Below are 22,050 nucleotides of genomic sequence, written 5' to 3'. Positions count from 1 at the left end.
CGATCACGACTTCTGGAACATGGCGAGCATGCGCCGGGTGACGAGGAAGCCGCCGACGATGTTGATCGTGGCGATCAGCACGGAGAGCGCCGCCAGCACCATCACAAGCCAGTTGCTTGATCCGATCTGCAGGAGCGCGCCGAGAATGACGATGCCGGAGACAGCATTGGTGACGGCCATCAGCGGCGTGTGCAGCGAATGCGAGACGTTCCAGATCACCTGGAAGCCGACGAAGCAGGCGAGCACGAAGACGATGAAGTGGCTCATGAAGGCCGCGGGCGCGAAGGCTCCAACCATCAGGAGCAGCGCCGTGCCGGCGGCGAGCAGCATCAGCTGGTTCTTCGTATCCGCCTTGAAGGCGGAAGCCTCGGCGGCGCGCTTTTCCTCCGGCGTCGGCTCCTTCACCTTTTCCTTAGGCTTTTGGGCAGCGATCGCCGCGATCTTCGGCGGTGGTGGCGGGTAGGTGATCGCGCTTTTGAAGGCGACGGTCGCCCCGCGGATGACATCGTCCTCCATATTGTGCACGATCCGGCCGTCCTTTCCGGGCGTCAAGTCGGTCAGCATGTGGCGGATATTGGTGGCGTAGAGCGCCGAGGACTGCGCGGCCATGCGGCTCGGGAAGTCCGTATAACCGATGACGGTGACGCCGTTCGGCGAGACGATCTTCTGGTCGGCGACGGTCAGGTCGCAATTGCCACCGCGCTCGGCGGCAATGTCGACAACGACGGAGCCGGGCTTCATCGCCGCCACCGTGTCAGCAAGCCACAGTTTCGGCGCGGCGCGTCCGGGGATCAGCGCCGTGGTGATGACGATGTCGATCTGCGGCGCGAGTTCGCGGAACTTGGCCAGCTGCTTCTCTCGGAATTCCGGCGAGGACGGGGCGGCATAACCGCCGGTCGCGGCCCCATCCTGCACGCTGCCATCGAAATCGAGAAAGACGAACTCGGCGCCCATGCTCTCGATCTGCTCGGCCACTTCCGGGCGCACGTCGAAAGCGTAGGTCTGCGCGCCGAGCGAGACGGCGACGCCGATGGCGGCGAGGCCTGCGACGCCAGCGCCGATGACCAGGACCTTCGCCGGCGGCACCTTGCCGGCGGCGGTGATCTGGCCGGTGAAGAAGCGGCCGAAATTGTTGCCCGCCTCGATCACTGCTCGGTAACCGGCGATGTTGGCCATGGAGGACAGCGCGTCCATTTTTTGCGCTCGGCTGATACGCGGCACCATGTCCATCGCGATGATGTTCGCACCCCTCGAACGGGCCTGCTCCAGGAGTTCGGCGTTCTGGGCGGGATAGAAGAAGGAGATCAGCGTATGTCTGGTAACGAGGTGCGCGACCTCGAAGGGCTCCGGCGGACGAACCTTCGTTACGACATCCGAGGCCACAAACAGCGCGCCCTCATCGTCGACAACCGTCACGCCGGCCGCGCGATAGGCGTCATCCGAAATGCCCGCCTTCACGCCCGCGCCCGCTTCTACAAAACAATCATGGCCCAGCTTCTGCAGCAGCAATGCACTGTCCGGCGTCATCGCGACCCGATTCTCGCCTTCAACTTTTTCCCGAAGTGCGCCGATTTTCATGGACACTCTTTCTATTTGGTTAAAAATTTTGTACGCGGCCTTTACCCTATGCGGACGCCCTGCGCCCGAGCGGCATAACCCTCGAAATAAGCCAATCACACGATGTTCGCGGCTATCGTCGCTCCGACCAGGATGACCGGTACGGCGCGGAGGCTCACCATCTGCTCGGCCGTGATCCGCGCACCTAAGATGCCGACACCATAGCGGATCTGGAGCACGTGATTTTTCACATTCGAGAGTCTTGCCCTTACGGTCATGTGCTTGATTTCAGTCCGCGCCGACAGTTCCGAGTTCATCGATTTCTGCCTCTCTTGAAGATACTTTGGCAGTGTCACCACCCGATCGTCGGCCCGCACTTTTTGTGAGAGCGGGCCGAAACCGGTGGTCAGGCGCTGCGATAGAGCTTGGTCATCGAAAATTCGCGGTGGCCAAGCGCCTCGGACGCGGTGTTGCGGCCGCTCGCGGTACGCCGGATCATGTCGATGAGAGCATCACCGGCTTCATCGATGGTCATTTCCCGGCGAAGAATGCCGGACACATCGACGTCGACGTGCTCGGACATCGTCCGGACGGTGCGTGGATTCGCGGTGATCTTGACCACAGGCACGATCGGGTTGCCGATGACATTGCCCTGCCCTGTCGGGAAGGTGTGAACGACATAACCACCGGCCGCCATCAGCGTGACGCATTCGGCCGCCGCCGAGGAGCTATCCATGAAGTAAAGTCCGTTGCCCGAGGCCGGAGCCTCGGCCGCGTCGAGGATGTCGATATATTTCGACGTGCGCCCGATCTTTTCAAGGTTGCCGAGCGCCTTCTCCTCGATGGTGGTCAGGCCCCCTTCGATGTTGCCCTTGGTGGGCTGGCTTTCCGACAGGTCGTCGGTCTGGTGCGCGAAGATCACGTCATCGGAATAGGCCTTCCACATCTTGTACCAGCGCTCGCCGACTTCGGGATTGATTGCGCGCGCCTTGCAAATGTGTTCGGCGCCGGTGATCTCGGATGTCTCGCCGAAGCAACCGTAGATCCCTTCGGGAAGCAGCTTGTCGTACATGTTGCCGACCGTCGGGCAGGAGCCGAGACCAGTCGTCGTGTCGCTCTCTCCGCATTTCGTCGAGATCCAGAGTTCCGAGATCGAGCACTCCTCACGCTGAAGCTCGGAGGCGAAATGCACGAATTCCTTGGCGGAACGCGAAGCATCCATGATCGTCTTCAGGTCGCCGTTCTGCTCGATCGAGAAGGCAGCGACAGGCTTGCCCGTCTTGGCAATGCCATCGGCAACCCGCTTGGTCCAGCCAGGTTCGATACCGATCACGACACAGGCCGCGACGTTGGGGTTCGCGCCAGTGCCGATGATCGTGCGGAAGTGTAGTTCGAGGTCGGCTCCGAACTGCAGGCGCCCGTAGGAATGAGGAATGGCGAGCGTGCCCTTGATATTGTTCGCCACGGCCTCGCAAGCCGCGTTGGAAATATCGTCGACGGGCAAGATCACGACATGATTGCGGACGCCTACGCGGCCATTTTCGCGCCTGTAGCCCATGAAAGTCATGTTGGAATATTTTGTGGTCATCGGTCCGCTCTCCTACCAGCGCTTCGTCTTGAGGTTGTGGGTGTGGACATGCCTGCCCTTGGCGACGTCGGCGACGAACTTTCCGATGTCTTCGCCGTACTTCATCGCAGTGTCCCCGATCTTGAGATCGGCCAACGCGATCTTGTGACCGATCGGCACATCGTCATGGGCAACCATCTCGAAGCTGGAGTTGTCGTGCGTGACGACGCACAACATGTTCGTGCCGGCTTTCAGGCCTTCGACGACGACGACGCCGACGTTGTCTCCAGCCTCATGAATCAACAGTTGGGGAATGGACACGGTGTGCTCCTCTCAAGCCACGTCACGCAGGGTGATGAATTGTTAATCTCTTATGTCTTATATAAGACATCTTATAGAAGACATAAGAGGCTTTTCCTGTCAATCGTCTTGCGATAGAATCGCGAACGCGCCCATCTCGGGGCGAGAAAACGGGGCTTGCAGAGTAAGAAATGAACAAATTAAAACAGGAAAGCGGCGCACCAATCGGTCCCAAACCGTTGTATGCCCAAGTGCGCGACCAGTTGGTGCGCCGGCTTGTGACGGGTGAATGGACGCCGGGAATGATCCTGCCCAGCGAACAAGAGATCGCCCGCAGTCTCAGCGTAAGCCAAGGAACGGTCCGAAAGGCTCTGGATGCAATGACGGCGGACAATCTCCTGGTGCGGCGGCAAGGACGAGGTACTTTCGTCGCGCAACCGGAAGACTCGAGGATCATGTTCCAGTTTTTTCGCTTGGTGCTGGATGGAGGGGAAACTGACTTCCCACAATCCCTCACGCTCGCGACGAGAGCAGTTCAAGCGCCTGCCAACGTGTCGCAGTCCCTCGAATTACCGCCGGGTACCATGATGCTACGAGTAGAACGCGTGCGCACGCTTGCGGGAAATCCTGTGATCAACGAAGTCATATGGCTTCCGAAGGACCGGTTTCCGGGGTTCGACGCCTTGGATGCTATCCCGAACAATATCTATCAGTTGATATCTGCGCGCTGGGGTATAACAATCGCCAGGGCCGACGAGCAACTGAGGGCGACCGTTGCGGATGAAATAGATGCGCAGAGACTGGCGTGCCCACTTGGCCATCCATTGCTGGCAATTCAACGCGTTGCACTCGACCTTGAAGACAAACCCGTCGAGTTGCGACAGTCGCGATGTTTAACCACCACTACTCATTATGCGGTCAGTCTGCGTTAACTCTGACGCAATTGTAGATCGTCTTACGACGTTTGTTACGGAAACGGGACGACAATTGAGCTGAAGCCTGTGGTTTCGAAAGCGCTATTCACTCAATTGTTGATAAGATCTCTGCGAATAACTAATCGCACACATGTGACGACGTTATAAGCGCACCTATTAGATTTTATAGTCAGCCCAACACACCAGATATGAAGAAAATCCCATTTTGCCACATGTTGAAACTTGGATTTGGAGCTGACGACGTACTACATTCAAGGTCAATGGTGACTAAGCTGCGATGCAGCGATTGAGGCATATATCGCCGCTGTCCAGCAACGACAAAAACCACATTAACGTCGATCCTTTGCGCCAATAATGGCGAATAGGGATCGCAACGTTATCAATCTCACAGGCTTTGCACCCCGTTTAGGGTACGGTTTCCAAATCTGTTTGCCGAACCTCGTCATGGGTGGCGAGAATGGGAACACGATAATATTTTGCGCAGGCGTAATGCAGACAATCGCCTAGATTAAGCCGCCTCGCCCTTGCCATATTTTTCGATTGCCCCGATGGAAAGGCTCGCTGCACTCTTGCCAACCGGCAAATCCACCAGTTTGATATTGCGCGAATCCAGCAAGTCCATGAGGAAAGCTTCGGCCTGTGTAGGCGTGCAATCGAACTTATCAGGACGTGATAAAGCAATAACTGTTTCCAGCACTGCGACCGGTGATGTGAGGCGCGTCTTGGAATTTGTCAGTGCTTTTGAAACGCGTATCGCTTCTGGCTCATTGGTCGCAAGTGCGATCAGGGCGCAAGCATCGACAAACATTAATTGTCATCCCACATGTCGTTAAAGACCGCTTGAGGGAGAGGGTTTTTCGCCTGATCTGTGAGGTGCATTCCATGCTTCTTTCGCAAACGTTCGGCAGTTTCCAACGGTGTTTCAGCATTAACACGGCTATCGATAGCCTCGTTGACTGCTAATATAATCGCATCCCTCAGATTGCGTCCGGTGAGCGCTGCAAACTTGCGAATGAGCTTATCCGCCTCGTCATTGGTAATGTTGATCGCCATGGTCGAAAACCTTCAATCATCTACATTGCATCAATGAATCATGAAGTTTCGCGCGAAATCAGCGTTCTTCTGCCAAATTGCCAGTACTGTTAGTTAGCGATCTCATCATGGCGAAAATAGCCCCTCGCCTTCAAGTGATATGAACTCACAAGCTGAGCCTGCGGCCTTTCTAGGCTTTTGATTTATCTGCGAAATGAGACAAGATATTAATCATGTCCGAGCAGTTACCGAGGGATTGCAGTCATGCAGGCAACAGTGTCAGACACTATAAAACTTCAATCCACAAAGTTGGCACATTAGTATCGCCTCACGCACTATTTGTGGAATCATCTAGCCAAGCTTTGTCGTGCTTGCTTTCGCCTGAAATTTCTCGCACGCTATTGTCCGACCACATGGTAGACTACATGGGAGGAAAAGACATGCCGCATTACGGACTGAAATCATTTTCCCTTGCCGCTATTATCGCTATTGCCGGACATCTGCCTTCAGTTCACGCGGCATCACCAGCACCGGCGGAAGGCCAGAATGGCATGGTGGTGACGGCCCAGCACCTTGCCTCGCAGGTCGGTATCGATGTGCTGAAGAAGGGCGGCAATGCCGTCGATGCGGCTGTCGCGGTTGGCTACGCGCTGGCTGTTGTCTACCCGACTGCCGGTAATCTCGGCGGTGGAGGTTTCATGACCATCCGCTTCAAGGACGGCAAAAGTACTTTTCTCGATTTTCGCGAGCGCGCACCGCTCGCAGCCACCAAGACCATGTATCTAGACAAGGATGGCAAGCCGGTTGAAGGCGCCAGCACTGAAACTTATCTCGCCATCGGCGTTCCAGGCACAGTGGCTGGCCTTGAGGAAGCGCGCGAAAAATATGGCACCCGCAAGCGCGAGGAGTTGATCGACCCAGCACTGAAACTTGCCAAGGACGGCTTCACGTTGGAACTGGGCGATATTCTCTCCTTTGCTGATGGCAATGAAAGACTGGCGAACGATCCGGCAGCGGCGAAAATCTTCCTGAAAGACGGAAAGCCGCTTTCCTTGGGGGAAAAGCTCGTCCAGCCGGACCTGGCGAAATCGCTCTCGTTGATTTCGGAAAAAGGTCCCGACGCCTTCTATCAAGGTAATATTGCCGATCTGATTGTCAGATCGAGCATGGAAAATGGCGGCATTCTCGCCAAGGCCGATTTCGAGCAATACAAGGTCCGTGAGCTTGAGCCGGTCAAGTGCAGCTATCGCGGCTACGACATCGTTTCATCGCCTCCGCCTTCTTCGGGCGGACTAATCATCTGCGAAATCCTGAATGTGCTGGAGGGCTATCCGATTTCCTATCTTGGCTACGGCTCAGCAGAAACCACACGTTTGATGGTGGAAGCGATGCGCCACGCCTATGTTGACCGGAATACGGCATTGGGTGACCCCGACTTCGTCGACAATCCAATCGAGAAACTCACCAGCAAGTCTTATGCCGAAGAAATCCGTGGCCGCATCGATCCTTATCGCGCTGGTGTCAGCGAGGCTCTGAAGCCAGCCGAATTCAAGGAATCCAACGAAACCACGCATTATTCCATTGTCGACAAGGATGGCAACGCGGTCGCTGTGACCTATACTCTCAACGGATCCTTCGGCACGGCCAAGGTGGCTGAAGGTACCGGCATTCTCCTTAATAACGAGATGGACGACTTCACCATCAAGCCAGGTGTGGCCAATCTCTATGGTCTCATACAAGGGGAAGCCAATGCCATTCAACCACGCAAGTCACCGTTGTCCTCGATGAGCCCAACCATCGTGTCGAAGGATGGTAAACCGTTCATGGTTATCGGCAGCCCCGGCGGCTCGCGCATCATCACGATCACGCTCGAGGCGATCATGAATGTCATCGATCATGGCATGGATATTCAGGAGGCGATTGATGCACCGCGCATTCATCATCAGTGGTTGCCTGACCGGGTCTATATCGAAGCGAATGCGCTTTCTCCGGATACGATCCGGCTGCTGACCAGCATGGGCTATACCGTTGGTGAAGACGATGACTGGCCGGTTTGGGGAGAGGCAGCAGGCATCCTTATCGGCGGCAAGGACATGGCAGCTATCGAAAAGGGCGGTGACAACCGCTATTACGGCGCTATAGACAGCCGTGCCGTCGCTGGTGCTGCAGTAGGTTATTAGAACCTGCTCGTTCGAACGGCGATCCGAGCGTAATGCCGGTACTGATTAGACGTGATGATTTCACGTATCTTCAATATCCGGCATATATTTATTTGTCGCTTTCATAACGCCGACGTTCGTTTAGGTGGAAAATACCTCCACTGATTTGAAATTCTGCAATGAGCATTTTGTTTATGTAGAAAATGAAAATAGTCTTGCGTGACGTGAGTAGGCATTGTGCCAAGTGATAGGACGCTCACACAAAGCGGCCGACCCCTAAGGTTTACAGGGGCCTCCAATTGTAGCCTTCGCTCACCCAGGTTAGTCCGAGACGCCAGCTCAGACCAAATTTCGAGGCTTCCTTGTTGCCTGCCGCGACAGGAAGAAAAACTGGGTTGCCAGGCCCAAAACGAATATTGTGGCTACTGTTCCCAGGGCGGCTTTCAGCACTATCGAGTTTGGATCGGATGCAATCGGGTGGCCATCTGGTACACGGCGAAGCGTTTCCGAGACAGAAGGAACCATGAGCAAAAACACGCTGAGGCTGAGAAGCAGGGTTTCAAGGTACTTTCGAAGGCGTCCGAGAAATGTGATCCTGTGCATCGTGTAACCAGTGACCAGACAAAGCAAAGTGATGACCGCAATGGCTGGGCTGATGGGGGCTTTTGCGACGAGAAAGATCGTCAAACTGCCGATCACCATGCAAACAAAGTAGATCCTCCCTGCTAGGCTGTCCGGCTTGACGCGCCCATATCGAAAAATCATGTAGATTGCCGCGGGTATTGCAGGAAGGCTTCCCAATGTATGAAGCCAGCCGAGCGTTGAGATTCCGAACACTTTAGTTCCTTTCCAGGTGGTGGCGATTGTTTTGGCTCTTGGTTGAGTGGTCCACGGATTATTCGTGAACCTGAAATTCGCTTTGCGTCAGTATAACGCCTTCCTTCTAGTTGGTAGTCTAGCATTGCGACGACGATGGCTTTGGATGTATTTCGCAGCCTATCGGACAGGAACTCCCAATTAGCAGTCAGTGCCTAGGTGCTAGACTGTCCAATGCTGCGTTTGTGATCAACGAAAACTTGCCGGGGTCTGCGAATGCACGCGCAGACAACATGGCTCCGTGAACCATTGCCATAAAGACTTCCGCCTCCACCTCCGGCGCGCGCGAAATATGGATGCGTCCTAGTTTTGAGGCGGATTCGAATACCCGAGCCAGCCATTTCGAGAGGAGCTGGAAGTAGGCATTGACTTCGATGGCGATTTCTCGGGGTAGAAGCGGCAGTTCGCTTGCCAAAAGCGCGCAAACACAAAATGGGCGGCTACCGTCTTCGATGCACTGGGCCCAATGATCAACAAACGCACGCAGTTGATCGACCGGATCTGTGACGTTTTGCTCGAGCTGCGCAATTCCGGTCTCTGCATTTAAACGATACTGGTTGACAAGGGTTAGGACCAAGTCGAGCTTGGTTGGAAAATGGTGATGAATACTAGCCTTGCGAATGCCGACGATCTCGGCGATGTCCGCATAACTGAAACCGTTGTAACCACCACGGACAATTAGCTCACGCGCGCTGACAAGGATATGATCGTAGTTTGACAGAATGTTGCTCATAAACTTCTATCTACCTTCTAGTAGGTAGATTGTCAATTGTGTATTCTTGTTCACCTGATACCATGAGCCGGGCTCATCGCCCTGACAAGGGCGAAAAATATAAGGCAGCCTAGCCCCTTTATCGTAGACCCTATAACTTCTTTGGATATCGTCATCTCTTCATAAGCAGATATCCCGATTGCCCTTTTCACGAAAGATCAAGAGGTCACCAAGATCACTGAGGAGCCGGTCGACCTGACAAAAACAACGAAACCGATGCGGTCAAAGTCGCGCTGCGCCAGGAAATTGCCAGTTGCAAAGCCGATCGGCCTGTCAGCGAGTGGCTATCCAAGTCGCTGGCGATGAATTGCTGAAAACAGTTCACCAGATGGTCGACCGGTCTGGAGGCAAATGAAGCTACGACCTGCGATGTTGGAACTAAGGTCCTCGACGCCGGTCATCAGTTCGGCAAAATCATCAATCACCCCGTAAAGCTTAACATCGGCACTTGTTTCACATATGCCTGCGCCCGCGCCCATCCGCTCAAGAGGGGCTATAAAGCTGGCGATTTCACCAAACCGATCGTGGGCGCTGAGGCCAAGCACCTGAGTGCTACGTCAGGCCGCGCATCGACGCAATGAGCTCCGCCTCATTCCCTCGCCTCAAGCTCCCCTTCTCTTCTTCACGATAGGCTCCCCGCAAGTAATTCGGCTCATTGAGGCAATGCCACCGCCTGCATTGCGGTGGGGGCTTTACATCCTGACCTGATATTCTTCATTTTCTTTCTCGCATCCAGTATCTCGCCCGCTGATCCGAGGCTGAGCGGTCGCGGTTGTTTTATTGGACAACCTCGATTGAAATATCCATCTTATGTAACAGAGTTTGAGAAGGAAGATTTGATGGCTGCATACAAAAAGACCGATGAGGCAATAGCCAAGCTGTCGCCAGAAGAATATCGGGTAACGCAGGAGAGCGCGACGGAACGACCGGGTACTGGTGCACTTCTGTATAATAAGGAGCCCGGCATTTACGTTGATATTGTCTCAGGAGAACCGCTGTTCGCCTCATCGGACAAATACGAGTCTGGTTGTGGATGGCCAAGCTTCACCAAACCAATCGAGCCCGCCAATGTCAGTGAATTGCGTGACGTCAGCCACGGCATGATCCGCACAGAAGTGCGTTCAAGCCATGGCGACAGCCATCTTGGCCACGTTTTCACTGATGGACCGATTGATCGGGGCGGCTTGCGTTACTGTATCAACTCTGCCTCGCTGCGTTTCGTGCCGCGTGAGCAAATGAACGAACAAGGTTATGGAGACTATCTCGATCAGGTGGAGGACATAAAATGACAATCGAACGTGCTGTCCTCGCCGGCGGTTGCTTCTGGGGTATGCAGGACCTTATCCGCAGGATACCGGGTGTTGTTGCGACCAGCGTCGGCTATACCGGCGGCGACGTACCGAATGCCACTTATCGCAATCACGGCACCCACGCGGAAGCAATTGAGATCAATTTCGATCCAATGAAAATCTCCTACCGCCAGCTACTGGAATTTTTCTTTCAAATTCACGATCCGACCACCCAAAATCGTCAGGGAAACGATCTAGGCACCAGCTATCGTTCTGCAATTTATTTCACAAATGATGAGCAAAAGGCGACGGCGCTGGACACGATTTCAGATGTTGATGCGTCGGGCCTATGGCCAGGCAAGGTCGTCACCGAAGTTGAGCCAGTTGGTGATTTCTGGGAGGCGGAACCTGAGCATCAGGATTACCTCGAGCGTATTCCAAATGGATACACATGCCACTTCGCACGCCCGGATTGGGTGTTGCCGAAAAAAGCGTCTGAAGTGAGTTAGCTTCATGGCTCCTGGCGCTCAGCGAGGAGCCTTATAAGTAACAGGCCTATCTTCCGAAAGGGCCTATAAGAGCGCTTGTAGCCAATTTCGTCCAAACAGGCTGCAATCTTGAATTTGCTTTAATTAGCACGATCAACGCATACTTGACAGTTACGCGCAGGTTACCAATGCAACCATGCCGCTGTTTATCACGAAAGTGAACTTATCTCGGTCTTAACACAAACGGTCTCGTGCAAACGTTGAAGATGAGCTCACGCACCAACCGGTGTGAATGATCTCTGGTTATTCCCGTTGTTAACCGATGCAGTTTCGCATTTCATTACTGCTGAAACTCAAAACGGACGCCAGATACACAGTAAATTGGCGCTGCCACCCCAAGACACTGGGTAGTTGGTGGAATGTGAATGGTACCGCGGCTTGCCAACAAATCGCACCAATCAGCATTCGCAATATCAAAAAGTAGTAGCCGCATATCTTTAGGTGGAAACTACACGCCGTAGGCTCTTAGTTTGAATTCAAATATTCAAAAGAATACATAGACTTGGGTACCTTAATTGTTCAAAAATTCCGGAGTGCCAGTAAGTGTTAGTTAGTGTCTTTTATTGATATTGTATTCGCTGCAGGCAATTTTAAACTCCAAGTGAAGATGACAAGTTTCAGAGTGCTATTCCGATGAGGAACCGATGAACTAGATCTAATCACTTATGACCCGGAGAGATCGGGTTGCCTCGCTGAAATTGCGGTGGCTTTTTGAAGTTCTTAGGGGATGGCATGATCATACAATTGACCAAAAAAACACTGAATTCTGAGATTGGACGCGAGAAAATTAAACTTGCACTGCTTGCCAGCACTGCGGCCTACGGGATCATGACAGGTTCTGCGATGGCGGGGTCATGTACGGTTGTCTCCGCAGGGGTCTATAGCTGTACGGGTGCAGCGACAGGAAGTGACGTGTCTCAGATCCTGACGGATCCTGGATCATTATCAGTGACAACTCAGCCGGGCTTCGGGATCAATGCTACAAGCGGTGCTGGATTTGATCTGTCAGTTGGCGGCGGCGCCACTCAAGATTTAATATTCGACGATCAAAACGCCTCGTCGATTATCGGGAATGGAAGAGGAATTTCTGCTGAGAATAATGGCAATGGCGCGCTCTCGATTACAACGACAGGCCAAGTCACCGGCACCACTGCCAACGGGATCAATGCTTCAAACAACGGAACCAATCTGACCATTGACGTCGTCGACGTTTCAGGTGGTTCGACTGGCATTTTCGCCAATAATGGCGGTACTGGTGCGCTTTCTATCACCGCGACAGGGAATGTTGTGGGTTCGGATCGCGACGGCATAAATGCCAACAACGGCAATCTGAGCACAGACATTGCCATCAATGTGGCAGATGTTTCTGGCAACGAACACGGCATTTACGCATGGAACGAGGGCACAGGATCGGTCTCAATCGTCTCCACAGGTCAGGTATCCGGAGCCAATGATCACGGTATCTTTGGTTACAATTCGGCCACTGGTACAAATTTGACCATTGATGTGGTTGATGTCTCAGGTGACGACTCTGGAATTTATGCATCCAATTTTGGCACAGGTTCAACAACTATCACCACCTCGGGAACGGTGACTGGAACCTCCGGAAACGGTATTCAAGTTACCAATAATGGTGAGGCGCAAGATCTGACCGTCAGCCAAACAGGCGGATCGATTTCTGGGTCAGATAATGGGATTTTTGCAACTCAATGGGGAACAGGATCGATCATCATTGGAGTTGCCGGTGATGTAAGCGGCGCAGACCAACATGGTATCTGGGCGATAAATCAGGGCTCCGGCAAGAATATCGAGATTACGCAGGCTGCGGGGAGCACGATCACCGGCTATACGCATGGCATTCGCGCTGATAATTACGGCACAGGTGCTGTGACGATTACAACGGCCGGGATTATCAATCAGACCCAGACCGGCGACGAGAATTATGACACTTACGGTGTCTATGCTTACAATTATCCAACCGCCACAGATATTACTCTCATCCAGACAGGAGGCTCGATCACGGCCAATTGGTTTGGGATGTATGCCAACAATGATGGTACCGGCTCAACAAAGATTGTCAGTTCCGGAGATGTCACTGCTACCGCATATGCTGGCCTGTGGGCTGATAACGACGTCAACACGAAAGATCTGGTCGTTGAGCAGATATCGGGAACGATCAAGGGCGGCACCGCTGGTGTTTACGCTAACAATGAAGGAACCGGTTCGACTAAGGTTACACTGGCAGGCGATGTAATCGCCACTGGCAACCATGGTGTCTATGCCACCAATTGGGGCGATGCAACCGATCTGACCGTAACGCAGACCGCTGGCTCAATCACAGGAGGAGGCAACGGTATTTATGCGTCGAATGTCGGAATTGGAGCGACGACGGTAACTACTGCGGGCAATGTGACCGGCACGGATGGTTATGGTATCGCCGCCTATGGCTGGTCGCGTTCAACCAACGTCACGGTGCAACAGACCTCTGGTGCGATTGTCGGGCAAACCGGTATTCTGCTGTCGAATGAGGGTAGCGGCACATCCTTGGTTAGCATCGTTGATAAAGTCAGTGGTGGTACTGAAGGAGCTGGTATCCAGACTTTGGCTGCCAATGGCGCAACCATCAACATTGCTCAGACGGCAACGCTTTCAGCTGCATCGGGTATTGCCATCCGTGACGGTGGCGTTGCGGGTAATCCTCAGGCATCCGACACAGTTGGGGGCAATGTCATCGTCAACAGCGCCGGGACGGTCACGGGCGATGCAATTCTCGGTCTGGGTGACGACACCTTCAATCTGATCGCTGGAACCTATACCGGCAATATTTATGGTGATGATCGCGATGACGCCCAGAGCAGTGATGGCATTGTAAACCACGAGGGAAACGATACATTCACCTGGACAGGTGGCAAGCTTATTGGCGGTTTCTACGGACAGGACGGGTCTGACACAGCAACCGTCAGTGCGTCCGGCTATGACGGCTCGCAGGTGCTTGACGGCGGTGATGACACCTCCATTGCTGACGGCATGATTGATAGGCTCACGCTTAAGGGCGTGACGGCGACCAGCAATGGCAACAACATCATCAACTGGGAAGTCGTTAATCTCGATGGCGCCAATCTGTCGATTGACGATGGTGCATGGCATGTTGGCGAGGCGGATGAAGGAACAACCGGCGTAAACCTGACCAACGGCTCCACGCTTGACGGCATGGCATCGCTCGCCTTCGACGGCAATCTGACGATCGATCCAACCTCCACCTTCGTTGGAACGGGTAACGGGGCCGGAGTTTATTCATTTACCGGTGATGTAACCAATGCCGGAACCATCACCACGGTCGATAATGCGGTTGGCGATACTGTGATCGTCGGTGGCAACTATGTCGGCAATGGCGGACAGATACTGTTTGACGTCGCTCTTGGTGACGACCATTCCAAGACAGACATGATGATCGTCAATGGCGATACATCCGGCACAACCAATGTCGGCGTCAACAATGTCGGTGGAACGGGTGCACAGACCAATGAAGGCATCAAGATTATCGACGTAAACGGTGCTTCCAACGGCTCATTCTCGCTGCTTGGTGATTATATGGTCGGCGGCAAGCAGGCGGTTGTGGCTGGTGCCTATGCCTATCAGCTTTATCAGGGCGGCACTTCAACGCCTAATGATGGCAATTGGTACCTGCGTTCACAGCTCACTCCATCTGATCCATCAACGCCACTTTATCAGGCTGGCGTTCCAACTTATGAAGCCTATCCGCAGGCATTGCTGGGCTTAAACGGCGTTCCGACATTGCAGCAGCGTGTTGGCAATCGCTTCTGGGCCGGTAACGGCAACAAGGTTGTTGCACAGGGTGCTGATCCAATTGGCACACCCTATGCTGCTCCTGAAGAAGCCGGTGTTGTGATTGAAGGCAATGGTGTATGGGGCCGCATCGAAGGCGCACATAACAGCATCAATCCACGCTTCTCGACTTCGAGTACGGATTACGACCAGAATGTCTTCAAACTTCAGGCTGGTATTGATGGCCTGTTGACTGAAACAGAAAATGGCAAGCTGATTGGTGGGATCACGATCCACTATGCCCATGGCAAGACCGATGTTAACTCGGTTTATGGTGATGGCGAGATCAGCACGAACGGTTACGGCTTTGGTGGCACGCTGACCTGGTATGGCGAGAATGGCTTCTACCTCGACGGTCAGGGTCAGGTGACCTGGTATAAGAGCGATCTGGACTCGAACCTTGCCAACGCCAACCTTGCTGATGGCAACAAGGGGTTTGGCTATACGCTGTCTCTTGAAGGCGGCAAGCGGATTGCGATTGATCCGGCATGGTCGCTCACACCACAGGCACAGCTGGTTTACTCCAATGTCGATTTTGATGCCTTCACCGATCCATTCGGTGCACGTGTCAGTCTGGACCGCGGTGAAAGCCTTCAGGGTCGTCTTGGTCTCACGCTTGATCATGAAGACTCGTGGCAGAATGACAATGGCATGCTGAACCGCACGCATGTCTACGGCATTGCCAATCTTTACTACGAGTTCCTGGAAGGCACACGGGTTGATGTTGCAGGCACCAGTTTTGCCAGCGAGAAGGACCGTCTGTGGGGCGGGCTTGGTGTTGGTGGTTCTTACAACTGGAACGACGACAAATACTCGATCTATGGTGAGGGCCTCGTCAACACCAGCCTCAACAACTTTGGCGACAGCTATTCGCTCAAGGGGACTGTTGGCTTCCGCATGAAGTGGTAACTAAATCACAGAGCGCTGACGTTGAACTACCCCGAACTGAGACGACGTCAGCAATCGTGACAGACCGCTGTCAGTAACTACCCCTCGAAAAACTGACAGCGGTCACCCTTTTCTCAAAATTTCTCACCGACCAATTGGGGCTGTGATTAAGGCGATTCCTATGAGCGTAGATCAAGTTACCGACGATTGGTTCCATTTGCGCAAAACTCAAGTAGTGCCAAGTGAGTAGTGATAAGAGCATGGCGTTACACGCGCTAGGGCGTCCGTAACCAACAATCCGATTTCATTTTCTTTTTCACAACGCCCTGAAAACCTTGGGATTGTGACGTGGGACGCCGCAAGCAGAGCCGCTTGCGCCATTGATGCCAACTTACTAGATAGACGAAACTTCTTTCAACGCACAAATCGCATGGTGCGAAATGATCTTCACATCTGCCGTTAGAGCTCCAGAGGCGTGCCTCCACCTTCGGTTAACGCCATGAGTAAAAAACGCCGGTCTGAAACCAGTCAAAAAATTTCCTCAAGCCTCGCTACTGCCTTTCTTTGCTGGCTTACTTGGACCAGCGCCCATGCAGTTGTAGGCGTTTTTCGAGCCGGTACTATCCTCAATCGCCGCGGCCCCGACATCGATATGAGAGACAGCCCGATCTTATTTTGGGTTTTAGGCGGCTTTTTTACGATTGGCGTAATTCTCGTGACGGGTTTGACGGTGATATGCATATTGCACCTGCTAGCGCTTTTCCGAGGCTCTGGTTCAAACCCCGATCGTTGAGGCCGATTGACCAGAACATAAGATATTTTCCCTCCGAAAATTAGCGCTTGGGCTGTTTGCTCGTAGTGTATTATGCGCAGGGCGGGCCATGGTTCGACGAAAAATCCGCTGAGCTTTGCATGGCCAAACTGTGCTCAGCCATCGGTGCAGCTGTTCGCGTCTAATCAAAATCTATTGTGAGCTGCGACATTGAAGCTGCCCGTATGCGCGCCTTGATCCCTTAAAGGCCAGTCGGATTGCATCTAAAGCAAGGCATGAAGCATCGAGAAAAATAGCTTCCATGTTTCACCGTCAAACAGCTTAATTGGATACGCGCAAAGACTACAAAGCCACCATCATAATCTTGACTGGTGGTTGCGTTCGAAGTTTACATATATGCGCGACCGTCAGAAAGTTTTCGCCTAGAAAATGGCCCGTTTATTGAGCAGTTCTTCCGAACTGTTACACTTGATAAATATGCTGTCTTCTCTCTCAGCCAATTTTTTACGTGTGGGGACTTTAGGGATGAACCCATTGCGAGCGACATAACTGGCCCTCAACATCATAGTCAAACTGTCCCCGGCGGTTTTCACCGCGGGCCAGCTGAAACCAATCAAGTGAATTTGCTCGAAACCTAATGAGCCCGAAAACGTCTTTACCTTCGCTACGATCTTCTGCGTTAGCCGTGTACTGGTCGTTGCACGAAACATAATCCCCGGGCGGTCCACCCGTATATGTGGTTCGGGTCCAGACAGAGAGGTTTTGCCATGCATCATCGGCGACTTTTGTCTCGGGTCCGTGCAGCTCAACCACCCCCTGAAGACGCAGTTGCAACCTTGCCGACTGAGAATATCCAAGGACGGTCGCATTGTGGTTTGAGTGCAGTTCTTTCCATTTCGGACTACGAATGTCTGTATGGAATTCAATCACCCGTCCACTTCTATCGACCTGACGCACGACAACGATCCGGGCTTGAGGATTTCCAGCGCCGTCAACCGAACATAGATTGACGAAACGGAAATCTGCGGTCGCCTCAAGGACAGCGGATTGCAGCTGGGTCCATGCCTGGCGTTCGATCTCGTCCAGTTCCAAAATCTGCTCTCCTAGTCCGATCCTTCAAGGATCGACACTTCACGCGAATATGCTCGGGACGCAAGGGTCAGTGAATTCTGATATTCTGGATCCTCGTAACATTGCATTGCTAACTCGTAGCTTTCAAAGCGCAAAATAAACTGCCGTGGAAAATTTTCCCCTTCAACTGTTTTAACACGGTCCCTACCCGCTATAATCTTAACTCGATAGCGCTTCATCAAATTGATAAAGATCTCATTATAGGCTGCAAGCGCTTCTGCGTCGGCTACGGCCTTCCCTTTGACGATCCAGTATCCTGGCATGGAATTCATCTCCCTAGTTTCAGCAGAAAGCTCATAAATCCCGCCTCGCAGGGCGAGATTTACTAATTTTTACATCTTTAATTTAAACCGAGTGTGTAACGCCGCCGTCAACCTTCAGGCTCTGCCCGGTAATGTAGCTGGCGGCATCAGACGCGAGGAAGGCAATGGCTGCTGCAACCTCTGCACTTGTACCGTAACGGCCCATTGGCACTCCAGCGCGGCGCTCATCAAGTTGGGGCAGACTGTCGATCCAGCCAGGCAAGACATTATTGATACGAATTCCTTCGGCGGCATAAGTATCGGCGTAGATTTTAGTGTAGGCTGCAAGTCCCGCCCGGAACACGGCTGAAGTTGGGAAAAGCGCTGTTGGTTCAAAAACCCAGGTCGTTGAAATATTAACAATCGAACCTTTTTTCTGTGCTTGCATGAAAGGCGTCACAAGGCGAATGGGGCGGACCGCGTTTAGAAAGTAGGTATCCATCCCGGCTTGCCATTGTTCATCAGTGATCTCTGTGATCGGTGCTCTTGGCCCATGTCCGGCACTGTTCACAAGAACGTCGATGCGGTCCCACTTTTCAACGGTTGCTTCGACCAGGCGCTTTAGATCGTCGTTGTTTTGGTTGGAACCCGTAATGCCGATACCGCCTAGCTCTTTTGCGAGCGCTTCCCCTTTGCCGGAAGAGGAAAGGATGGAAACCTTATAGCCATCTGCCGCAAGTCGCTTGGCAGCCTCGGCACCCATTCCGCTGCCACCAGCTGTAATAATTGCTACTTTTTCTACTGACATTGTCGTTACCCTTTCGCAAACCATGCCGATATCCGGCTGTTGCTAAAGAGATATCATCCGAATTATTGTCGTTCTAACCAGTAATCCTGAATTTTGGCAGTAGAAAATCTATTGATGACAAACATTGGCAATCTTCCTTCACTCAACGGACTGAGAGCTTTTGAAGTTGCAGCGCGTCATCTGAATTTCAGAATGGCAGCTGAAGAACTTGGTGTGACCCAGGGCGCCGTCGCGCAGCAGGTTCGTGGATTGGAAGCCGAACTCGGTTTTGCTCTCTTCGAGCGTCTGCCGAAAAAACTTGCGCTAACAGGTGAAGGCCGAGCATATGTCGCTGATATCAGCCGCGCCTTCGAACTGATATCGAATGCGACGGCAAATCTGAAGCCACAGCCTATCAAGCTTACGGTCAGCACGACACCAACATTCGCTTCCAAATGGCTCATTCCGCGCTTGCCCGATTTCCGCAATAAACATCCGGACCTCGACCTTCATATTCTGGCGACTGACAGAATTTCTAACTTTCAATCGGACGGCGTGGATCTTGCAATACGATATGGCGCGCCACCTTTTGGAACTGGGCTTCAGGCAGAACTCCTGTTTGAGCAGGAGATAATCGCCGTCTGTAATCCTGCACTGATCATAGACGGTTCCAAGCCGGGAAATGCAGCCGAGCTTGCCCGCTACACATTGCTCCATGACGTCCATAATTTTTGGCCGGAATACATTGACCGCTTTTTAGGCGGAAACGATCCTTCACTGTATCGTAATATAAGTTTCTCCCAAACCTCTCACGCTATCGAAGCAGCGATTGCCGGTCAGGGGATAGCTTTGGCGACACGTTCATTTGTTTCCTCCGAGATTGAATCTAGACGTTTACGGCAGCTTTTCGAAGGAGTGCTAAAACCTCGCGCTGATTTCTATTTCTTGCGTCCGCGCTATCGAAAATCCGCAGCCGTTGACAAATTGCAGACCTGGATGAGAGATCAGGCGATGAAGATTGATGATATCTAGGTGGTGTGACATTCGCGGTTGATTTAATAATCCTAACGCTCCGCGCTAAACTGAGCGTCGCCCTCGCAAACAGATATTGAATTTTTTGGGCCCCAGTGCAGGTTTTGCCAGAGCTGTCTTCTCTTCAACAGATGAGTTCCCACCTTATTCGATGCGCCAATCGAAGTTCATTTTACAGATGAGATCCACAAGTCAAATGCGAGATGTCGATCCATCTTGTATAGAAAATCAACGCTTTGCCGCCGAACAGGGTGTCTCAATACACTGATAATGCTTTGAAGCTGCTTCATTTTGAAAGGGCGGCCACGGGATCGAGTTCGGATGCATTTCTGGCAGGCAGATCACCGAATGCAACGCCAATCGTGGTTGAGCACAGAAAAGCTGCGATGATTGATCCAGAGGAATAGATGAGCTTGAAGTTTGTGCGGAGCAGGTTAAACACCAAGCCAAAGCCCACGGCACGAAGAATTCCGAGCATTTCACATCCGCGGTGCAGTCTTCGCGGACGCAGCAGCGATTAATGCCAACGATACGCAGGACGCTCAAGGAAAAGACACGAAATTGCGCTCATCTGCCGGTATTAGCCTATGTGGGCGTCGCCTTTCGGTCCTCTGCGTTTCGACTATGCACTTCCTATTACTAAAGCGGAGTCGGACAAGGTTCAAAATTTCAATTTTGGTGTTTCAACGAAATTCTGATGGATATGTGTTGAATAATATAGCTCAGAAATGTGCGGTGTTTCAGAGGGTGCATTGATATGTTGAGACTAAATGAGGCGCCCGCCTTTCGTCTCGGCGTGCAGTTGAGTGCCGATCGAATTAGAGGCGATAAAGCTATGGAGCATCGTAACAGACGAAGGCAAGCTTATTGCCATCGGGATCGCGAACATATGCGCCGTAAAACCCTTCACCATACTGCGGACGACGTCCAGGTGCACCTTCGCAAACTCCGCCATTCTTCAGCGCCAGTTTATGAAGTCGGTCGATGACTTCAGGTGTACAAAGGAATGCTGTCATCGTTCCATTTCCAGAACGTGCTTCACCGCCATCATATGGATAGCCTGTAAAGAAGCGCGGAAATTTCTCGTCGTCGGATTTTCCCCAAGAAGCAGAACTTTCATCACGCCAGCATTGATCGAGGCCCATCGTTTCAAACAGTGGATCATAAAAGGCCACGGAACGGGCCAGGTCCGCCGTGCCGACCATCGTATAGGCAATTCCGCTCATCCGGGATTCCGCCAAATTGCAACACACCACGCTCGCACTTTGCCGAAAGATGTGGCCGATTTCAACAGCACCGTTTTGGCACCGGTATAGCTTGCTGGGTCTTAAATGAGCGGCATTCCGATCGACGGCTGAAAGGCGTGACGATTGGCGTTCACCTGCTCAATAATGAAATCCTTTACTCTTTCGGTACGCAACCGGTATCGCGGGTTCTCGTGAGTAACGATAAAATAGGAGCGCAAGAAGCTGATCTTATCGGGCAGCAGTCGCACAAGTTGCGGACTGTGTGCTGCAATAAAACATGGCAGCAGCGCTATGCCCACACCATGAGAGGTTGCATCCACTTGCGTAAGAATATTTGATACTTGAAGGTCGGCGTCCCGATGCGGGAGAAAATTTCGCAAATAGTCATGCGCGGGTGTAGGCATCAAATCCGGAATATAGCCGATGATAAAATGACGGTCGATGTCAGCAATAGAACCAATTGCCTCATGTGTCCGCAGATAATCATGGCTGCAATAAAGTCCGTATTCGTAATCGCAGAGTTTGCGCGACACTAATGGTCCAAGCGTTGGGCGCTCCATCATAATCGCAATGTCAGCCTCTCGTTTGGTGAGACTAACGATGGATGGATCAGCGATAAGCTCGATACGAATGTCGGACAATTCTTGTGGTAACAGATGTAAACGTCGCACCAGAAAGTTCGACGAAAAACCTTCTGGTATCGTCAGCCGCACCGGCCCTGACAGGCTGTTCACTTTGGACGACATCTCGGTCTGAATCCGAATGACAGCACTCTCCATCTGCTGCACCTCAGCCGCCAACTTCTCCCCTGCTTCGGTGATCTTGTATCCGCCCGGTGATCGTTCAAACAATGGCACGCGCAGACTGGTCTCAAGCGCGATAATTCGACGACTAAGTGTCGAGTGATCAAGGCCAATGTGACGCGCAGCAACTGTTAAACGCCCTAAACGAGCAACGGCCAGGAACGCTTTGAGGTCGTCCCAATTGATATCAGGGGTATGGGAATTTGCGCACATGCCGTTTGTATGTATGCGAATTTACAGCAAAGCAAGCAGTTTGTAACGCTTCAG

Annotated in this window: 20 protein-coding genes and 2 pseudogenes; 7 read left to right on the top strand and 15 right to left on the bottom strand. The window is 52.7% G+C overall.

Annotation, left to right across the window (positions count from 1 at the left end; all coding sequences use genetic code 11):
- Window positions 1–3: 3 nt before the first annotated feature.
- The 4 genes from QSJ70_RS16725 to QSJ70_RS16710 all read right to left on the bottom strand — a co-directional run bounded on the left by QSJ70_RS16725 (window position 4) and on the right by QSJ70_RS16710 (window position 3,445).
- Entirely contained in the window at window positions 4–1,578 is a 1,575-nt protein-coding gene (locus QSJ70_RS16725) for a Re/Si-specific NAD(P)(+) transhydrogenase subunit alpha (RefSeq protein ID WP_285537999.1), read from the bottom strand.
- A 95-nt stretch (window positions 1,579–1,673) separates the two neighbouring features.
- Window positions 1,674–1,874, bottom strand: a complete 201-nt coding sequence (locus QSJ70_RS16720; protein ID WP_215779734.1) for a hypothetical protein — start codon at window positions 1,872–1,874, stop codon at window positions 1,674–1,676.
- Window positions 1,875–1,963: 89 nt separating this feature from the next.
- Window positions 1,964–3,145: a UxaA family hydrolase gene (locus QSJ70_RS16715; RefSeq protein ID WP_285537996.1), complete on the bottom strand. Its 1,182-nt coding sequence runs from the start codon at window positions 3,143–3,145 to the stop codon at window positions 1,964–1,966.
- A 12-nt stretch (window positions 3,146–3,157) separates the two neighbouring features.
- Window positions 3,158–3,445 (bottom strand): UxaA family hydrolase, encoded by a 288-nt coding sequence (locus tag QSJ70_RS16710; RefSeq protein ID WP_285537994.1) that lies wholly within the window; start codon window positions 3,443–3,445, stop codon window positions 3,158–3,160.
- Between the two features lie 170 nt (window positions 3,446–3,615).
- On the opposite strand from QSJ70_RS16710, the gene QSJ70_RS16705 reads away from it, so the two are divergent.
- Window positions 3,616–4,356: a GntR family transcriptional regulator gene (locus QSJ70_RS16705; RefSeq protein ID WP_285537992.1), complete on the top strand. Its 741-nt coding sequence runs from the start codon at window positions 3,616–3,618 to the stop codon at window positions 4,354–4,356.
- A gap of 511 nt (window positions 4,357–4,867) precedes the next feature.
- Here the strand turns inward: QSJ70_RS16705 and QSJ70_RS16700 are convergent.
- The gene (locus QSJ70_RS16700) at window positions 4,868–5,167 is read right to left on the bottom strand and encodes a type II toxin-antitoxin system VapC family toxin (RefSeq protein WP_285537990.1); all 300 of its coding nucleotides are present in this window, start codon (window positions 5,165–5,167) and stop codon (window positions 4,868–4,870) included.
- Window positions 5,167–5,412: a type II toxin-antitoxin system VapB family antitoxin gene (locus tag QSJ70_RS16695; protein ID WP_285537989.1), complete on the bottom strand. Its 246-nt coding sequence runs from the start codon at window positions 5,410–5,412 to the stop codon at window positions 5,167–5,169. Before QSJ70_RS16695 ends, QSJ70_RS16700 begins: the two co-directional genes overlap by 1 nt.
- Window positions 5,413–5,831: 419 nt before the next feature.
- Here QSJ70_RS16695 and ggt point away from each other — a divergent pair, with 419 nt between their 5' ends.
- Window positions 5,832–7,571 carry a gamma-glutamyltransferase gene (ggt, locus tag QSJ70_RS16690; protein ID WP_285537987.1) on the top strand — a complete coding sequence of 580 codons (1,740 nt, stop codon included), beginning with the start codon at window positions 5,832–5,834 and terminating at the stop codon, window positions 7,569–7,571.
- A 318-nt stretch (window positions 7,572–7,889) separates the two neighbouring features.
- Here the strand turns inward: ggt and QSJ70_RS16685 are convergent, their stop codons facing one another.
- From QSJ70_RS16685 to QSJ70_RS16675, 3 genes are all read right to left on the bottom strand, one after another.
- On the bottom strand, window positions 7,890–8,387 hold the full coding sequence (locus QSJ70_RS16685) for a hypothetical protein (protein ID WP_285537985.1): 498 nt from the start codon (window positions 8,385–8,387) through the stop codon (window positions 7,890–7,892).
- A gap of 187 nt (window positions 8,388–8,574) precedes the next feature.
- The gene (locus QSJ70_RS16680; protein WP_215779749.1) at window positions 8,575–9,159 is read right to left on the bottom strand and encodes a TetR/AcrR family transcriptional regulator; all 585 of its coding nucleotides are present in this window, start codon (window positions 9,157–9,159) and stop codon (window positions 8,575–8,577) included.
- 323 nt (window positions 9,160–9,482) lie between these two features.
- On the bottom strand, window positions 9,483–9,743 hold the full coding sequence (locus tag QSJ70_RS16675; protein WP_285537982.1) for a hypothetical protein: 261 nt from the start codon (window positions 9,741–9,743) through the stop codon (window positions 9,483–9,485).
- Between the two features lie 294 nt (window positions 9,744–10,037).
- Between QSJ70_RS16675 and msrB the strand changes: the two genes are divergently transcribed.
- The 3 genes from msrB (at window position 10,038) to QSJ70_RS16660 (ending at window position 15,790) form a co-directional block, all read left to right on the top strand.
- Entirely contained in the window at window positions 10,038–10,487 is a 450-nt protein-coding gene (gene msrB, locus QSJ70_RS16670; protein ID WP_285537980.1) for a peptide-methionine (R)-S-oxide reductase MsrB, read from the top strand.
- Window positions 10,484–10,996 carry a peptide-methionine (S)-S-oxide reductase MsrA gene (gene msrA / locus QSJ70_RS16665; protein WP_285537978.1) on the top strand — a complete coding sequence of 171 codons (513 nt, stop codon included), beginning with the start codon at window positions 10,484–10,486 and terminating at the stop codon, window positions 10,994–10,996. Before msrB ends, msrA begins: the two co-directional genes overlap by 4 nt.
- Before the next feature lie 771 nt (window positions 10,997–11,767).
- Window positions 11,768–15,790, top strand: a complete 4,023-nt coding sequence (locus QSJ70_RS16660) for an autotransporter outer membrane beta-barrel domain-containing protein (RefSeq protein ID WP_285537976.1) — start codon at window positions 11,768–11,770, stop codon at window positions 15,788–15,790.
- A 1,270-nt stretch (window positions 15,791–17,060) separates the two neighbouring features.
- On the opposite strand, the gene QSJ70_RS16655 is transcribed toward QSJ70_RS16660, so the two are convergent.
- The 3 genes from QSJ70_RS16655 to QSJ70_RS16645 form a co-directional block, all read right to left on the bottom strand.
- Window positions 17,061–17,633, bottom strand: a complete 573-nt coding sequence (locus QSJ70_RS16655) for a pyridoxamine 5'-phosphate oxidase family protein (protein ID WP_285537974.1) — start codon at window positions 17,631–17,633, stop codon at window positions 17,061–17,063.
- Between the two features lie 11 nt (window positions 17,634–17,644).
- Window positions 17,645–17,935 carry a DUF1330 domain-containing protein gene (locus QSJ70_RS16650; RefSeq protein ID WP_285537972.1) on the bottom strand — a complete coding sequence of 97 codons (291 nt, stop codon included), beginning with the start codon at window positions 17,933–17,935 and terminating at the stop codon, window positions 17,645–17,647.
- Between the two features lie 82 nt (window positions 17,936–18,017).
- Entirely contained in the window at window positions 18,018–18,722 is a 705-nt protein-coding gene (locus QSJ70_RS16645) for an SDR family oxidoreductase (RefSeq protein ID WP_285537970.1), read from the bottom strand.
- A 111-nt stretch (window positions 18,723–18,833) separates the two neighbouring features.
- Here QSJ70_RS16645 and QSJ70_RS16640 point away from each other — a divergent pair, with 111 nt between their 5' ends.
- Window positions 18,834–19,733: a LysR substrate-binding domain-containing protein gene (locus tag QSJ70_RS16640; RefSeq protein WP_285537969.1), complete on the top strand. Its 900-nt coding sequence runs from the start codon at window positions 18,834–18,836 to the stop codon at window positions 19,731–19,733.
- Window positions 19,734–20,019: 286 nt separating this feature from the next.
- Here QSJ70_RS16640 and QSJ70_RS16635 read toward each other — a convergent pair.
- Window positions 20,020–20,208, bottom strand: a pseudogene (locus QSJ70_RS16635) (hypothetical protein); the annotation flags it as partial.
- A gap of 8 nt (window positions 20,209–20,216) precedes the next feature.
- Between QSJ70_RS16635 and QSJ70_RS16630 the strand changes: the two are divergent.
- Window positions 20,217–20,431 (top strand): annotated as a pseudogene (locus QSJ70_RS16630) (BamA/TamA family outer membrane protein); the annotation flags it as partial.
- 135 nt (window positions 20,432–20,566) lie between these two features.
- Here QSJ70_RS16630 and QSJ70_RS16625 read toward each other — a convergent pair.
- Window positions 20,567–20,959, bottom strand: a complete 393-nt coding sequence (locus QSJ70_RS16625) for a VOC family protein (protein WP_285537968.1) — start codon at window positions 20,957–20,959, stop codon at window positions 20,567–20,569.
- Window positions 20,960–21,060: 101 nt separating this feature from the next.
- Window positions 21,061–21,996 (bottom strand): LysR family transcriptional regulator, encoded by a 936-nt coding sequence (locus QSJ70_RS16620; protein WP_285537966.1) that lies wholly within the window; start codon window positions 21,994–21,996, stop codon window positions 21,061–21,063.
- Window positions 21,997–22,050: the final 54 nt, after the last annotated feature.

It is taken from the genome of Brucella sp. NBRC 12950, from assembly GCF_030268145.1.
GTDB lineage: Bacteria > Pseudomonadota > Alphaproteobacteria > Rhizobiales > Rhizobiaceae > Brucella.
The sequence above is the reverse complement of the archived record's forward strand: the minus strand, read 5'-3'. Positions and strand labels throughout refer to the sequence as shown.

What these genes read in the sequence shown, in the direction of transcription:
- QSJ70_RS16725 (WP_285537999.1), bottom strand. Translation starts at nt 1,578, where the DNA reads ATGAAAATCGGCGCACTTCGGGAAAAAGTTGAAGGCGAGAATCGGGTC.
- QSJ70_RS16720 (WP_215779734.1), bottom strand. Translation starts at nt 1,874, where the DNA reads ATGAACTCGGAACTGTCGGCGCGGACTGAAATCAAGCACATGACCGTA.
- QSJ70_RS16715 (WP_285537996.1), bottom strand. Translation starts at nt 3,145, where the DNA reads ATGACCACAAAATATTCCAACATGACTTTCATGGGCTACAGGCGCGAA.
- QSJ70_RS16705 (WP_285537992.1), top strand. Translation starts at nt 3,616, where the DNA reads ATGAACAAATTAAAACAGGAAAGCGGCGCACCAATCGGTCCCAAACCG.
- QSJ70_RS16700 (WP_285537990.1), bottom strand. Translation starts at nt 5,167, where the DNA reads ATGTTTGTCGATGCTTGCGCCCTGATCGCACTTGCGACCAATGAGCCA.
- QSJ70_RS16695 (WP_285537989.1), bottom strand. Translation starts at nt 5,412, where the DNA reads ATGGCGATCAACATTACCAATGACGAGGCGGATAAGCTCATTCGCAAG.
- ggt (WP_285537987.1), top strand. Translation starts at nt 5,832, where the DNA reads ATGCCGCATTACGGACTGAAATCATTTTCCCTTGCCGCTATTATCGCT.
- QSJ70_RS16680 (WP_215779749.1), bottom strand. Translation starts at nt 9,159, where the DNA reads ATGAGCAACATTCTGTCAAACTACGATCATATCCTTGTCAGCGCGCGT.
- msrB (WP_285537980.1), top strand. Translation starts at nt 10,038, where the DNA reads ATGGCTGCATACAAAAAGACCGATGAGGCAATAGCCAAGCTGTCGCCA.
- msrA (WP_285537978.1), top strand. Translation starts at nt 10,484, where the DNA reads ATGACAATCGAACGTGCTGTCCTCGCCGGCGGTTGCTTCTGGGGTATG.
- QSJ70_RS16660 (WP_285537976.1), top strand. Translation starts at nt 11,768, where the DNA reads ATGATCATACAATTGACCAAAAAAACACTGAATTCTGAGATTGGACGC.
- QSJ70_RS16650 (WP_285537972.1), bottom strand. Translation starts at nt 17,935, where the DNA reads ATGCCAGGATACTGGATCGTCAAAGGGAAGGCCGTAGCCGACGCAGAA.
- QSJ70_RS16645 (WP_285537970.1), bottom strand. Translation starts at nt 18,722, where the DNA reads ATGTCAGTAGAAAAAGTAGCAATTATTACAGCTGGTGGCAGCGGAATG.
- QSJ70_RS16625 (WP_285537968.1), bottom strand. Translation starts at nt 20,959, where the DNA reads ATGAGCGGAATTGCCTATACGATGGTCGGCACGGCGGACCTGGCCCGT.
- QSJ70_RS16620 (WP_285537966.1), bottom strand. Translation starts at nt 21,996, where the DNA reads ATGTGCGCAAATTCCCATACCCCTGATATCAATTGGGACGACCTCAAA.